A 14,853-nucleotide genomic window follows, 5' to 3' on the forward strand; every position below is an offset into this window, starting at 1 on the left:
ATATCTGATTTTTTATGTTAAAAAAAGACCTTATTTTTGCTTTTTTTGATCATATAAAGCCTGAAATTAAGTTTGTTCTGCAATAATTAACAATTTATTGTTAATTATTCCTCATTTTGTTTGCTTTTTAAAATTATAATTTGTTAAATTTGGTCAGAATATTAACATAACATCATAACCCAAAAAATACGCCTATTATATAAAACTACTTTTTAGAAAAAATTACTCCAAATTTTAAAACAGAACTAAAAAAAAGTAGTATTATGGCTGATCTGCATATTCCAGACGCTCTATTAGTGAAAAATTATGTCGAAGGCAATGAGACGGCCCTGGCGACATTAATTAAAAGACACGAGTCTAAGATATATGGATTTATATATTCTAAGATTGCTGATAGAGATATTTCAAACGATATTTTTCAAGACACTTTTATTAAGGTAATTAAAACCTTAAAAAGTAATTCCTATAACGAAGAAGGTAAATTTTTACCTTGGGTAATGCGTATATCTCACAACTTAATTGTAGATCATTTTCGTAAAACCAAAAAAATGCCAATGTACAGAGAAACCGAAGAGTTTTCGATTTTTTCTGTCATGTCTGATGATTCCCTGACGATTGAGAATAAAATGATCTTTGATCAGGTCGAAGTAGACTTAAAAAAGATCATAGAAGAACTTCCCGAAGATCAAAAAGAAGTATTGGTTATGCGTATGTATCAGGATATGAGTTTCAAGGAAATATCTGAACTTACGGGTGTTAGCATCAATACGGCACTGGGCAGAATGCGTTATGCATTAATGAATTTAAGAAAAATAATTGACAAACATCAAATTATTTTAACCAACTAATACTATTTTGAGTAATAGTCCGTTATACTATAATAAAACATTTTGATAGTATGGCGAAAATTTACTCTAAAAAGGCATTAGCTTCTAAAGATTTAAAACCTAAAAAAGAAGTTGTTTCTTTTTTACTAAATTATTCACAAGCATTAACAGTTGTGAAAATTGAAGATAAAAGTTTTGAAATTATAGCTAATTAAACAGCCCACTACATTTGTCGGATGTTTATTTCGAAAGAAAAACCAACTGGTCGTTTGGTTGAAAGCTCACTATTTGTATGCAAATACAGGTAGTGAGTTTTTTTTTCTGATACAAAAAGAGCACATTCAAAAATCGAAGATCTAGTAAAAAATATCCTCAATTAGATAAACATAACCAACGGTTTCAACCGTTGGGACGCAATCCATCCAAAATGCATTTTTCATCATGATTAATTAATACATTAATAAATTAATAAATTCTCTCAAATACGTTTCCCGCCATCCCAAAGGTTGAAACCTTGGGTTATGTTTGCAATATGCTCATTGTAGGTAATTTTAAAAAAAAAGGAAGATCTAATAAGATATAATCAATTAGCTAAAACATAGCCAACGGTTTCAACCCTCGGGACGCAATCCATCCGCAATCCATTCACAATGCTATTCCATAACAATCCATTTCCACTCTAAATAGCACAATAATAAGCTGTTTATTATTGAAGATAACACCTATTATTGATAATAACTTGATTATAACTTTACAGCTGTTTTGTTAAAATTCTATATTTTAACCGAATATCAATTTTTTATTTTATATTTAGCTTTATTTTAGTTAAAAAGAAGTTTTTTATTTAACAAAATCGCTATATAAAAGAGGTTTATGTATTAAAAACCTTTCAATATGTAGAAAAATTCAATTTTTAATAATAACCAAAAAGAAGTATAACCAAAACCAAATCATCTATGGCCAAAAATTACCCTAACCACGTTTCGTTTGTTGTTTATTTTAATATCTCGTAAAGATTATTAAAAAAGAATGATTGTTTGGTACACATTGATTGAGGGTAAGAGTAAAGAACTTTAGCCTTTCAAATCAATTTTTTCAATCAACAATAATAAGTACTACCCTTAATCTATTTAACAACCAAACTTAACCGAAAATGAAAAAGAACTTTAAGATCTTATTATTGCTCCTATCAATAAGTATAGGAGCATACGCTCAAAAAGAAGAAATCAAAGAAGCGCAATCTTATTACAGCAAAGGAAAAACCCAGGAAGCATTAGCTATTTTAAAGAAAATAGAATACCTAATAATAAACGCACCGGTTGAGGTAAAATCAGATTTCTATTTTACAAAAGGAAATGTTTACAAAGATTTAGCAAGCAAAAATGTAGATGCTGCAGCTAATTTTGCTTTAGCAGTAGGAGCGTATCAGGATGTATTATTATACGAAAATGATTCTCAAATCTACAAATATGCTTTCAAGGCAAGTTTGGCCCTAAAAGAAATGAAATCCAAACTGGTAGACGGAGCATACAATGATTTTAAAGCAGAGAAATACAAAGAAAGTGCCGATAAAAGTTACGAAGTCTATCTTTTCGATAAAAAAGACATCAGAAACCTGTTCAATGCAGCTTCTGCCGCCTTTGCAGCAAAAGAGTACAAGTCAGCCATTAAGTATTTCGAAGAACTTAAAAGACTAAATTACACTGGCGAGACAGTTATTTTTTATGCTACAAACAAAAAAACAAAACAAGAAGAAGCCTTTATCTCCATGAGTGCGAGAGAAGCAAGTATTCAGGAAGGACTTTACGAAAAACCAAGAAATGTAAATCCACCATCAAAAAAAGAAGAAATCCTGACCTCTTTAGCCTTTTGTTATATGGAGACAAACGATTATTGTAGTGCCGAAAAATATTACGAAGATGCACTACAAGCCAACCAAAATTGCATGACCTGCTATATCAATCTGGCCTATGTCAAAATACAATTCAAAAAAGAATTACAGGACCTAATGGGGACTTTAGGAAACAGCCCTGCCGAAATGAAGCAATATGATAAATTAGATGCCCAAAAAGACGAAATCGTAAAAAGCGCCATTCCGTACCTAAAAAAGGCATTGAATATAGAACCAAAAAATGAAAGTGCAGCAAAATCACTTCTAGGTATTTATAGATCACTAAATATGACAGGTGAATATAATGCCCTTAAAAGCAGTATGTAAAAAATAGAGAAGAAGCTACTTAACAATCTTTTTAGTAGCTTCTTCCTTTTTCATAGTTTCCTCAATCAGCGATTTTTTGCCAACAGTCCTTGTAATAATATCTTTATCTAAGCTCCATCCCCTTGCAGGCGAATATTCACGACCATACCAAATAATCTGAAGATGTAAGTCGTTCCAGATTTCTCTAGGAAATAATCTTTTAGCATCTTTTTCAGTCTGCACCACATTTTTCCCGTTCGAAAGATTCCACCTGTGCATCAACCTGTGAATATGCGTGTCAACCGGAAAAGCCGGCACACCAAACGCCTGAGACATTACCACACTCGCCGTTTTGTGTCCCACAGCAGGTAATTCTTCAAGAGCTTCAAAACTCTGCGGAACCTTTCCATCGTATTTATCAATCAAAATATGCGATAAACCATAAATCCCTTTCGATTTCATTGGCGACAAACCACAAGGGCGAATAATTTCCTTAATTTCCTCTACCGACATTTTTACCATATCATACGGATTATCAGCCTTTGCAAAAAGAATAGGTGTAATCTGGTTCACACGCACATCGGTACATTGCGCCGAAAGCAAAACAGCAATCAGCAATGTGTAAGGATCCTTATGATCGAGCGGGACAGGTATAGTAGGGTAGAGTTCTTTTAACGTATTTATAACAAACTGTACGCGAGCTTCTTTATTCATTTCCGTATTTTTAATCCCGTAAAAATACTATAATTTTCATGATGTGCCTAATCCAGCTTTCCGTTGCAACTCCTCATTGTGGCAATAACATTTTTAAGCATTCGCAAGAGCTTCCTCCGGTCGCTTTTCCAATGCAAAAAATGTAAATTACCACAACTCGGGGGTTTTCACTGCAATCTGAGGCATGAAAACATATCTCTTAATTAACCTATTTTATTTAAACAATGAAAATTATAGTGACATTTATTTTTATAATTATTTCGCAATTTAGTTCTGCACAAAATTGTAGTTGTAAAGAGCGACCTCAATTGAATGAAATTATATCTTGTGAAAAAACAACCTTTAAAAACGGAGCAAAAATTTACTATCAGTTTAATTGCGATTCATCTTGGCTTGTTTTTGAAAGTAAAACAAAAGAAAAGAAAAAGCTTTTTTCTTTAGATAAAAGTCTAATCGAATTAACAGGCAGATTAGGTTATTTAAGCTGGGCTGAGTACAACAACACATTCATTATAGAAAACCGTTTAGTTTCTGGTTGTTGCGATCCGTCAGAGTTCGTACTATTTGATAAGAATAACGGAAAAAAAATTGCAAATCTTGGTAGGGAAATTTATCATAGTAACATTAAGAAATATCCTTATTTTGTTACTATTGATTCTAAAGAGTCTAATTTTTTAAACTTTTTTAATTTGAGTACCAACAAACTTTTTAAAATTAATTTACCAAAAGGACGTATAGAAAAAACCTTAAAAATAACTACCGAAATCTTTTTTGAGAGCTTATTCGAAGAAGGGGAAATTAAAAATGGTATTTTTGAGATTGAATATAGATATAAAACTCGACATAACGGAAAATGGTTGATTGGAGAGATAAAAGTAGATTTAAATAAACAGACATTAATCTAAAATCTAAAATCAACAATCTAAAATTTAAAAAATATGACAACATTAAAAGCCGGTGACAAAGCACCAAATTTTTCAGGAACAGACCAGGACGGAAAAACACATAAACTGGCAGATTACGCCGGAAAAAAATTAGTAGTATTCTTTTATCCAAAAGCAAGTACGCCAGGTTGTACCGCAGAGGCTTGTGACCTAAGAGATAATTTCGAACGTTTTAAAGTCAATAACTATGAACTCCTGGGAGTAAGTGCCGACAGTCAAAAAGCGCAGCTGAAATTCAAAGACAAATACGAATTCCCTTTTCCTTTATTAGCCGACGAAGACAAATCAGTTATCCATGCATTTGGAGTTTGGGGCCCTAAAAAATTCATGGGAAAAGAATACGACGGAATCCACAGGACCACTTTCGTAATCAACGAAAACGGAATCATCGATGAGGTAATCGAAAAAGTAAAAACAAAAGAACACGCAGCGCAAATTTTGAAATAAAAATTTTTGTTTCAGGTTTCGAGCTTAACGGTGACTTTTACCGCAAAGCACGCTAATTTTTTTTCTTAGATTGCATTTATAATGCGCAAAGTTTGCAAAGCTTTACCTGAAAAATTGCCTCAAACAACTTGTCAAAGTTCAAAACTTTGACAAAGTTTCAAATCCAGCAAAACCTGAAAACTGAAACATAAAAAGTTCGCAAAGCTTATTCAACACATAGCTTTGCGAACTTTTCTTTTACAAAAGCTTCAGATATAGAAAAAAAACTTAGCGCGCTTTGCGGTAAAAAAAATTTTAGAACTAGAGAGTAAAAAAAAGTCCCAAAAAGAAAGACTTTCTTTTTAGGACCTTTTTGATATTACATATTATTTTGTTCCAATTCAGTTTCCGGATGATATCCAAAAAGATGGTGTTCTTTGATAATTTCGGCAACACCAGAAGGAAGCATCGGTTCCCAGCCTGATTTCCCCTGGCTGATCATTTTTAAAACCTCTCGGGAGAATACATTTAAGATATTCGGGTTATAATCTACGATATCAACCACTTTTCCGTTGAATTTAAAGAATTTATATAATTCCTTCATTCTAGGGTGTACTTTTAGATTTTCAGAAGTAATGATTTCTCCGTTATCGCCCAACATTGGGTATAAGAATACTTTCATATCACGATAGAATAACTTTCCAAAAGCTTCAAGGATACCACCACTTAAATGACGATAATACTTCTCGTCAAAAATATCTACTAAATTATTCACCCCCATGGCCAATCCCATTCTGGCTTTAGTGTAATTAGCAAAATATTCAACCACTTTATAGTATTCCTGGAAATTTGAGATCATTACAGTCTGACCTAACGAACAAAGCAATTCGGCTCTGTCCATGAAATCACGTTCGTCAATTTCACCATCAGAACGTAAATTCGAAAGTGTAATTTCAAAAACGACCAAAGTATTGTCTTTTTCAACCTTATTTTCTTCAAGAAACATTTTGAGAGATTTCTCGTACATATCAAGGTTTACGTTCGTAACCGGTCGAAAACTTCCTCTAAAAGCAAGAAGGTTCTTTTTGTATAAAACGGCAGCTGGTAATACGTTTTTCCCTTCAGGATTAAACATTACCGCATCAGTCATTCCGTTTTTAACCAATTGTAAACTCATCAAACGATTATCAACATCAGCAAAACGAGGTCCTGAGAAGTTAATAGTATCAATTTCGAGTTGGTCTTTGTCTAAGTGATCGTATAAATAACGAAGTAATCGTTTTGGATCGTTGTATTTATAAAAAGCACCGTAAATTAGGTTTACTCCTAAAATTCCCAGTGTTTCCTGTTGTAGTCGGGCATCAGTTTCTTTAAAACGAATGTGCAGGATAATTTCGTTATAAGCTTCATCAGGTTCAATTTGGTATCTAATTCCTACCCAGCCATGACCTTTAAACTGTTTGGCAAAATCTATTGTGGCAACAGTGTTCGCGTAACTAAAGAAAAGTTTTGTAGGATGTTTTTCGCGGCTTAATCGCTCCTCAATGATTTGGCCTTCAAGAGTCAGCATTTTCTTTAATCGCTCTTCGGTTACATATCGGCCATCTCTCTCAATTCCATAAACGGCGTCACTGAAATCTTTGTCGTAGGCAGACATTGCTTTTGCAATTGTTCCCGATGAACCCCCGGATCTGAAAAAATGCCTAACGGTTTCTTGTCCAGCACCAATTTCAGCAAAAGTTCCGTAAATATTCTCGTTTAAATTAATGCGTAACGCTTTGTCTTTTATGGAAGGAATCTGTTCGATGACCTTGTCACCTTTGAGTTTTATTTCTGTACCCATTTTATTTTAAATAGATTTGTTACAAAGTTAGCAAATTAGGCTTCTAATGAAAGAGAAATAATCCTATTTTTGTAAAAAAATTAAGTTCAATTGAAGGTATATTTTTTAGGTACTGGTACTTCACAAGGCATTCCGATAATCGGAGTCGATCATCCTGTTTGTAAAAGCACTGATGCTAAGGACAAAAGGCTCCGCGTATCGATCTGGATCACATGGGGCGAGCACTCTTACGTTATCGATTGCGGTCCTGATTTCAGGCAACAAATGCTTTCTTGCGGCTGCAGACATCTCGACGCCATTTTGTTTACACACGAACATGCAGATCATACTGCTGGTTTAGACGATATACGTCCGTTTAATTTCAGACAGGGCGAAATTCCTGTTTATGCACATCAGCGTGTTATAGATAACCTTAAACGCCGTTTCGATTATGTTTTCGAAACTGTAAACAAATATCCGGGCGCTCCAAGCGTAAAAACGATTGAGGTCATCAATAACGAATCCTTTACGGTAGGTGATAAAACAGCCATTCCGGTAAATGTTATGCACGGCGATTTACAGGTTTTTGGATATCGTATAGATGATTTTGCCTATTTAACCGATGTTAAAACGGTTCACGAAACCGAAGTTGAAAAACTAAAAAATCTTAAAGTTTTAGTAGTAAATGCTTTGCGAGTAGAACCACATGACACACACTTTAATTTGCAGGAAGCACTTGATTTTATAAATTTGGTGAAACCTGAAAAAGCTTATTTAACGCACATTAGCCACGTTTTAGGCTTTCATGAAGAAGTGCAAAAACAATTGCCTGAAAACGTTTTCCTGGCCTACGATAACTTAGAAATTACAATTTAATTATACCACTACAATGAAAAAATCCTTAATGCTTTATCTTTTTATCCTTGCGATACTTATGAATGTTTTTACTTATATGTTTTACAGCAGAGAAGTAAAATTTGGGCAGGAAAGATATGATAAAACAACTAAAAAACTAAGAGACAGCATTAATCTTGTAACAACAAAATTAGCCGATGCAGATTATTTCTCTCTGGAACATAACGAGAATGCGCAAAACTATTTTGATAATAGCGCTTCAGGAGGAAAAGTAATTTTATACGAAAAACTGATTCCGGTTGTAACAGAGAAATTATTAGATCTAAATGCAAATCCAAACGGAAATCCTTATACAGGGCAGGATAAAATTGGTCCAAACAAGTTTATCATCAATAAAATAAAAATTCTAAACCACAGATGGATCATTGCAGATTACAGCAATGGTGAATTATGGGGAGAAGTCTTGTTAAAATATTTTGTTGATAACGATGATAATATTACTTTTGAAGTAAATCAAACCTGGTTGTATCAAAAATAGAAACTAATGATCCTATTTTTTGCAATCTAAAATTATAGGATATATGAAAAAGATATTTTTATTTTCGATGATTATTGGTCTTTCGTTTTCTTGTACAAAGAAAGTTTCGGAAGAGAATAAAACACCAAAACAGCAAGAATCAAAACCGGTGGTAGTAGGAGGTGACTCTGATGCTCACGGTTGCAAGGCATCTGCAGGATATACGTGGTCAATACTTAAAAAAGAATGTGTACGTCTTTTTGAAGCAGGAACAAAACTAGCTCATGCCGAAGATGGAAAAACATACTCGACTGTAGCCTACGTTATTTTTGATGCAAACCAAGCCGAACTTTTCCTTGACACTCAAAAAGAACCCATCCTTTTAGACAGAAAATCGGAAGGAGATTCCTGGACAAAAGGCGATTATCAATTGATTCCCTGGAAAGGTTATGTGCTGAAAAAAGCTGGTAAAATTATTTATACAGGAGAATAAGAGTTTTCAATATACAGTGGCAGTTTTCAGTTTGAAGGCTGCGATTTTTTATTTTAAGAAAAATGCATTGTCATAAAAATGATTGCATAAATCCAAAAGTTGTATAGAATTGTAAAACTAAGACCATATAAGATACTATTTGAATAATTGCCTTTGCACTTTCCGGATTTTTTAAAGACCAGCCTTAATGCCCTGAAGAAAATCCAATAAAGCATTGCCATAAAAGTTAAGATGGAAAACCATACTATGGCACCAAATGCCCAGCATAAGTAACTAATTACGACTGCCATAATAAACCATAAAATTAGGCTTAGTATAATTCCAAAAATTCCTTCGCCAATATCTGGTGCATCCTCAATACTGCGATCTGCAACAGCTTCTCTTATAAAATCAATTTGTGAAGGATCAAAACGATCTGTTATTTGGCCTAGATTATCTCTAAGTTTAATTCCCTTAAATAATCCAATAGATAGAAATAAAAAGAATGCTATAGATAAAATGGTTGTTGATAATAGCGAATTTTCGAAAAAAGATCTATGATCTCCTAATCCAAAAAGCCAAACAGTTATAATAGTTAGGGTTATAATAATAAGTGTAATTATAAATATATTTCTGGAGTTCAGAATTTTATAGTTACTCGTTAATTTTAATTTACTGTTTTTGTTGCTCTTTTTTGTCATTATGCCTTAAAAAAATCTTTAATCATCTTTGAGCTTTCTTCGGGACTTCTTAATGAAACTACCTGACCTTTTTCGTCTATTGTAAAATGACCTTTAAAAGCATCAGGCATTCCATTATATTGCTTATTTACCTGATTTAGTGTTTCTTTAAAACAATTGTAATTGTACTTTTCTACTAAATAAGTCAAAGAATTTTGCCCTTTTAAAAGTTCGTATTCCTGATAATTATAAGGTGTTGTTTCTTGTCTTTTTAGTAAAGTCAGATTGAATTTATGCAATAGTTTTTCTATATCCTTCTCACTAATAAACTGAGAAAGACCACGGAGTGCATAGATTTTCATGTCTAGATAACGTTCTTTCTTATATGCACTATCAAAGAAATCCTTTAATTGAGGAAAATCAAAATCATATAATAATCTTAATACTTTATTTCTAATATCAAGTTGTTTTGTAGTAGAATAAATCCTTGCTAAGTGAACGAAATTATCCTTATCAATAATGTTTTTGTCTAAAGAAAACAGCGCACTTCTAAAGTCTTTATTGCTGTCCTTTATTTTTTCGTCAGTTAATATCTCTGGAAATTTACTCATTATTAGGATTTAAGATGGCTGGAAACTGAGACCGAGACTGAAAACTGTGACTAGAAAACTACTCCGAGAGCCAATTCTTAAAATCAAAGAAATTTTGCGGAGCCACTCCATGACCAACAGGATATTCCTTATAAGTAACCGGAATATTTAGTTTTTCAAGAATAGCAGGAGTTTTTCTCGCCCAATCGATAGGGATTACCTGATCTACGGTTCCGTGTGAAGCGAATATTTTTAAGTTTTTAAAGTCGTTTTTCTGGTAACCTTCTTTGATTATTTCTTCGTTAAAATAACCACTCATAGCCACAACTCTCTGAATTTTTTCAGGATACGAAAGTGCAACCGAATAACTTAAAATAGAACCCTGGCTAAAACCAACCAAGGTAACATTATTGGCATCAATAGGATAATTAGCAACCAGTTCATCAACAAACTTAGCGATCAAATCACGAGAAGTTTTGGCTTGTTCGTTGTCTGAAAATTTATTCTGATCCGCATCAAAATTAATCGCATACCAGGCATAGGCACCATATTGCAAATCATAAGGCGCACGGGCAGAAATGATATAATAGTTATCAGGAAGTTCAGTAGCAAACGAAAACAAATCAGCTTCATTGCTGCCGTATCCGTGTAGTAAAAGTAAAACAGGATTTTTGTCTAAGATAACTTTTGGTTCTTGTATTTTATATTCTAAAGATAGATTCATTTCTTTGGAAGTTATGAGTTTTGAGTTATAAGTTATGAGTTTTCTCTGAAAGTCGAACTTTGAGAAAGTTTGTTGAGATTATATAGTAAAATTTGTTTTTTTCTGCATTTTTGCTTGCAAATCAGTGTTATCCGTGTTATCCGTGTTCTAAATTTATACGCTGATAAAACAGATTCGCTAAAGAGAAAACGCGGATTTTAACGGATTTTTTTAAATTGGTATTTGGAGTTTTTAAAAATTTGGAATTTTCTTATCCTATCGATTTAAACCATTTTTGAAATAAATTCCCAACCAACGGAATTGGTCTTGTTTGACCTTGTATAGCACTAAAAATCCCATACGTCCATAATATCGAAATACAAATCCACATTGGGAAAGTAATCATAAAGCTGTCGAAATTACTGATAATGGCTCCAAATGAAATAAAAGCAAGCGATAATCCTAAAGCTTGGCGAATATGAAAAGAGGCAAAACTATTTTTATTTTCAGAGTTCATAGACATCGCGATCAAAACACCAATAATTAAAATATAACTGGTAATGGCGATTGATTTTCCCTCTTCGATTGAATTATTCATTGTAATTATTTAGTGATAACAAGTTGATTTTGATTCAAGATTCCGTACACAGAACCTTTGATTTCTGTTCCTAAAAAAGCAGAATTTTTAGATTTCGAAAGAATATTAGCTTTTGTAAAAGTCGATTTTCCTTCCGGAGTAAAGAAAGTGAAGTTCGCTTTAGAACCTTCGGCAATTGTATTGTTTTCAATTCCGAAAACAGATTTACCATAAGTTAATTTTTCGATTACCGTTTCGAGTGGTAAAACAGTTAATAAGGCTCCAAAAGCACTTTCAAGACCAATTGTTCCGTTTTTCGCTGTATCAAATTCCATTTTCTTGAACTCGATATCAATTGGATTGTGGTCTGAAGTAATAATATCTATTATTCCGTCTTTAACTCCATTTAATAAAGCCTGTCTGTCGCTTTCGGTTCTTAATGGCGGCGTAACTTTAAAGCGGGTATCAAAACCTTCTAATTTTTCATCGGTTAAAACCAAATGATGTACTGCAACGCTACAAGTTACCTGAAGTCCTTTTGCTTTAGCTTCTTTTATCAATTCAACCGATTTTGCGGTAGAAATGGTCGGAATATGAAGTTTTCCTCCCGTATATTCCAGTAGAAATAAATTTCTTGATATTTGTAATTCTTCGGCCAGATTTGGAATACCTTTTAAACCTAATTTGGTTGAAACGATTCCTTCATTGGCAACACCGTTTCCTTTGATATTTGGATCCTGCGAATAAGTAATAACCAAGCCATTAAAATCCTGAACGTATTGCAAAGCAATTTTTAGCAAGTTGGCGTTGTCAATACTTTTATTATAATCGCCAAAAGCAACCGCTCCGGATTTTTTCATATCAAATAATTCTGCCATATCTTTTCCTTCGCTGGCTTTGGTTAAAGCACCAATTGGGAAAAGTTCTGTAGCAAAACCATTAGCTTTATTTTTTACAAAATTGACCTGCGATTGATTATCGATAACAGGGAAGGAGTTCGGTTGAAGAGCGATGCCGGTAAAACCGCTTTTTGCAGCAACATTCAATCCGTTTGCAATGGTTTCTCTGTCTTCGTAACCTGGCTCTCCAAAAGAAACGCTGCTGTCAAACCAACCTTGGGAAAGATGTAAATTATCCAACTTAACTTCGGTTGTGTCCTCGATATCAAGAATCGAAGTTCCTATTTTTTCTATTAAACCATCTGCAATTAAAAGATCAACGGTCTGATTATGAAACGGACTTTTTGAATCGATAATTTTGGCGCTTCTGATGATTATTTTCATATGTAGATATTTATTTATTCAAACATAAAATGTTTTATTTCTACCATTAAGGTATTAAGTTAAATTAAGAAGGCTTAACCCTTTATGGTCTTAATCTCTTAATGGTTCGGAAAAAATAAACTTTAAGTTTATTTCACGAATTTTATAATTGCCATTTCTAATGCTAAAAATAACAGTGCAAAGATAACAAACCATTTCCAAATTTGGCTGTCAGTTCGTTCAGTTTGTAGCGTATTAAAAATGGTCGAAATCGTATCGGCAGTTTTAAAATCAGAAACTACGTTGGTATTTACCTGACTCAAATCGCTTTCGGTTCTTTTGTAATTGAAGCTCAGGTTTTCTACCCATTCTTTTTTATCAAAAACACTATAATTTCCGGATGTTTCAGGGAAATCATTAAAGGTTAGTTTTACTTTATTATTCAATATTTGCTGAATAGGAATAAAAGAATCTTCACTTCCTTTTACTTCCAGAATAGCATCTTTGGTCAATAAAACATCCACAAAATAAGGTTGGTTATTGCCAATAGTCAGGGCATTAACTCCTGTTTTTTGATTGTTTTGCCCCATTTTATAAAACAACGGAACAATTAATGGCGATTGCTGAAAGTTTGAATTTGCTGCATTAATAGGTGCTGAAAAAACAGTAATTCCCGAAACCGGATTCTGAATTGCAGTTACAAATACGCTCTGATCTTCATAAGATAATACGGCCGGATATGGGCTCGAAATGGCAAAAGAATTATTTGTTTTTGGATATTGAAAATTCGTGATTTTATTCTCGAAAACGCCTGAAAATAAAGGATGATCGAAATTGATTTTGGTAATCAACTTGCTTTTGTTTTCAAGAGTATTAAACTGAATTTTTCCGAAATTACCCAGAAATGAATTGAGATTTGAAACTGAACTTTTTTCAGAAGGAATCACCACTAAATTTCCGCCTTTAGCAACAAATGCTTTCAGAGTAGTTTGCAAAGCCTGAGGAACTTCAACTAATTCATTTAAAATGATAGTATTCTGTTTGTCTAAACTATTATAATCTAAATTGCTAATCGAATAATTATTGTAATTGAATTCAGAAGAAGTATAAATTCTCGATAAGAAATTGCTTTTTTCTGGTTCGCCTATACTAATAACATTTGTTTTTTTATTTTTCGAAATACTAAAATAAAGCTTATTGTCGTAAGTAAGACCGTTATCTTCAATAGTCACATATCCGTGAAAAGCTTCTTTTGGAATCGTAAAATTGACTTTCTTTTTCTTTGCCTCAAAATTGATAATGGTTTTGGCAATCAGTTTATTTTGATTGTATAAGGCCATCGAAACCGGTTTGAAATGCTCTCCGTAAGCGGATAGATTTACGCTAATTTCATAGAAATTTTCTAAAGTCTGATTGATATAAACGCTGTCAATAGCGATGTTGTTTTTTTGTTCCGCCGATGGAATTATAAAATAAGGTTTCTCTTCAGTATCAATATTTTTTACATCTTTTTCGGCCAATCCAATAGCATCTGTAATAATAACAATGTCTTTTTTATAAGCCGATTTATGGGCTTTTATCTTTGCCATGATTGACGGAAGTTCAAAAGGTGTTGCGCTGTACTGTAGATTCTGTAAAGCACTTTTGGATGATTTTATATCCGTATTCCAGTAATTTTCGGTATTGGTTAATAATGAAAACTGAGTGGTTTCGGGAGTATTTTCTAATAATTCCTGAACAGCACGTTTTAGCAATTCTCCTTTTTTGCCTTTTGCTTGCATACTAAAGGAATTGTCCAGAATAATATACATTTCGTTAGTGGCATTTTTACTGTCTTTTGCTTCGAAAAAAGGCTGGGCAAAAGCCAAAATAATACAAGTCAATAACAATAAACGAGTCGCCAGTAAAAGTCTTTTTTTGATTTTTGAACTTTTTCGGGTTTGAATCGAAAGCTCTTTTAAGAAACGTACATTAGTAAAATAGGAAGTTTTAAAACGTCGTAATTGAAATAAATGAACCAAAATTGGAACAATCAATAAAAATAGAAAGTATAGAATTTCAGGATGTTTAAAATGCATTCCGGCTTAGATTTATTTTACTACTTTTTGTAGATACTGGTCAAAAATACAAATTTTTAGTCAAACCATATAGGTAATAGTATTTAAACCATATAAGTAATATAAGAGATATAAGTTAGATTCAAATTATATTAAAATTACATGAACTCATATGACTTACTATGGTTGAAAATTGGAAGACGGAGTTTG

General features: G+C 32.9%; 16 protein-coding genes. 8 read left to right on the forward strand and 8 right to left on the reverse strand.

Features of this window, described 5'->3' with window-relative positions:
• Positions 1 to 263 precede the first annotated feature (263 nt).
• The 3 genes from IRZ78_RS04685 (at position 264) to IRZ78_RS04695 (ending at position 3,045) form a co-directional block, all read left to right on the forward strand.
• The gene (locus IRZ78_RS04685) at positions 264 to 848 is read left to right on the forward strand and encodes a sigma-70 family RNA polymerase sigma factor (RefSeq protein WP_194615416.1); all 585 of its coding nucleotides are present in this window, start codon (positions 264 to 266) and stop codon (positions 846 to 848) included.
• Between the two features lie 50 nt (positions 849 to 898).
• A complete protein-coding gene (locus IRZ78_RS04690; RefSeq protein WP_165689754.1) occupies positions 899 to 1,042 on the forward strand; it encodes a hypothetical protein in 144 nt (47 codons plus the stop codon).
• A 938-nt stretch (positions 1,043 to 1,980) separates the two neighbouring features.
• Positions 1,981 to 3,045 carry a hypothetical protein gene (locus IRZ78_RS04695; protein WP_194615417.1) on the forward strand — a complete coding sequence of 355 codons (1,065 nt, stop codon included), beginning with the start codon at positions 1,981 to 1,983 and terminating at the stop codon, positions 3,043 to 3,045.
• Between the two features lie 15 nt (positions 3,046 to 3,060).
• On the opposite strand, the gene nth is transcribed toward IRZ78_RS04695, so the two are convergent.
• Positions 3,061 to 3,738, reverse strand: a complete 678-nt coding sequence (nth, locus tag IRZ78_RS04700; protein WP_194615418.1) for an endonuclease III — start codon at positions 3,736 to 3,738, stop codon at positions 3,061 to 3,063.
• 224 nt (positions 3,739 to 3,962) lie between these two features.
• Between nth and IRZ78_RS04705 the strand changes: the two genes are divergently transcribed.
• Both IRZ78_RS04705 and bcp read left to right on the forward strand, forming a co-directional pair.
• Entirely contained in the window at positions 3,963 to 4,643 is a 681-nt protein-coding gene (locus IRZ78_RS04705) for a hypothetical protein (protein ID WP_194615419.1), read from the forward strand.
• Positions 4,644 to 4,676: 33 nt separating this feature from the next.
• Entirely contained in the window at positions 4,677 to 5,129 is a 453-nt protein-coding gene (gene bcp / locus IRZ78_RS04710) for a thioredoxin-dependent thiol peroxidase (protein ID WP_194615420.1), read from the forward strand.
• Between the two features lie 358 nt (positions 5,130 to 5,487).
• On the opposite strand, the gene IRZ78_RS04715 is transcribed toward bcp, so the two are convergent.
• Positions 5,488 to 6,951 (reverse strand): TonB-dependent receptor, encoded by a 1,464-nt coding sequence (locus IRZ78_RS04715; RefSeq protein WP_194615421.1) that lies wholly within the window; start codon positions 6,949 to 6,951, stop codon positions 5,488 to 5,490.
• A 90-nt stretch (positions 6,952 to 7,041) separates the two neighbouring features.
• Here IRZ78_RS04715 and IRZ78_RS04720 point away from each other — a divergent pair, with 90 nt between their 5' ends.
• The 3 genes from IRZ78_RS04720 to IRZ78_RS04730 are packed head-to-tail and all read left to right on the forward strand — an operon-like array spanning position 7,042 to position 8,795.
• A complete protein-coding gene (locus tag IRZ78_RS04720; protein ID WP_194615422.1) occupies positions 7,042 to 7,806 on the forward strand; it encodes an MBL fold metallo-hydrolase in 765 nt (254 codons plus the stop codon).
• A 13-nt stretch (positions 7,807 to 7,819) separates the two neighbouring features.
• Complete coding sequence (locus IRZ78_RS04725) at positions 7,820 to 8,323, forward strand: hypothetical protein (RefSeq protein WP_194615423.1); 504 nt, start codon at positions 7,820 to 7,822, stop codon at positions 8,321 to 8,323.
• 43 nt (positions 8,324 to 8,366) lie between these two features.
• Complete coding sequence (locus IRZ78_RS04730) at positions 8,367 to 8,795, forward strand: hypothetical protein (protein ID WP_194615424.1); 429 nt, start codon at positions 8,367 to 8,369, stop codon at positions 8,793 to 8,795.
• A gap of 53 nt (positions 8,796 to 8,848) precedes the next feature.
• Here IRZ78_RS04730 and IRZ78_RS04735 read toward each other — a convergent pair whose 3' ends face one another.
• The 6 genes from IRZ78_RS04735 to IRZ78_RS04760 form a co-directional block, all read right to left on the reverse strand.
• Positions 8,849 to 9,475 carry a hypothetical protein gene (locus IRZ78_RS04735; RefSeq protein WP_194615425.1) on the reverse strand — a complete coding sequence of 209 codons (627 nt, stop codon included), beginning with the start codon at positions 9,473 to 9,475 and terminating at the stop codon, positions 8,849 to 8,851.
• On the reverse strand, positions 9,475 to 10,065 hold the full coding sequence (locus IRZ78_RS26075; RefSeq protein WP_228520366.1) for a hypothetical protein: 591 nt from the start codon (positions 10,063 to 10,065) through the stop codon (positions 9,475 to 9,477). Before IRZ78_RS26075 ends, IRZ78_RS04735 begins: the two co-directional genes overlap by 1 nt.
• A gap of 58 nt (positions 10,066 to 10,123) precedes the next feature.
• Positions 10,124 to 10,768, reverse strand: coding sequence for an alpha/beta fold hydrolase (locus IRZ78_RS04745; protein WP_194615426.1), 645 nt, complete (start codon positions 10,766 to 10,768; stop codon positions 10,124 to 10,126).
• A 250-nt stretch (positions 10,769 to 11,018) separates the two neighbouring features.
• Positions 11,019 to 11,345: a hypothetical protein gene (locus IRZ78_RS04750; protein ID WP_055098245.1), complete on the reverse strand. Its 327-nt coding sequence runs from the start codon at positions 11,343 to 11,345 to the stop codon at positions 11,019 to 11,021.
• Between the two features lie 5 nt (positions 11,346 to 11,350).
• The gene (locus IRZ78_RS04755; protein ID WP_194615427.1) at positions 11,351 to 12,607 is read right to left on the reverse strand and encodes a dihydroorotase; all 1,257 of its coding nucleotides are present in this window, start codon (positions 12,605 to 12,607) and stop codon (positions 11,351 to 11,353) included.
• Positions 12,608 to 12,735: 128 nt separating this feature from the next.
• Positions 12,736 to 14,664, reverse strand: coding sequence for a BatA and WFA domain-containing protein (locus tag IRZ78_RS04760; RefSeq protein WP_194615428.1), 1,929 nt, complete (start codon positions 14,662 to 14,664; stop codon positions 12,736 to 12,738).
• Positions 14,665 to 14,853 lie beyond the last annotated feature (189 nt).

Source organism: Flavobacterium sp. CSZ (assembly GCF_015350725.1).
Taxonomy (GTDB): Bacteria; Bacteroidota; Bacteroidia; order Flavobacteriales; family Flavobacteriaceae; genus Flavobacterium.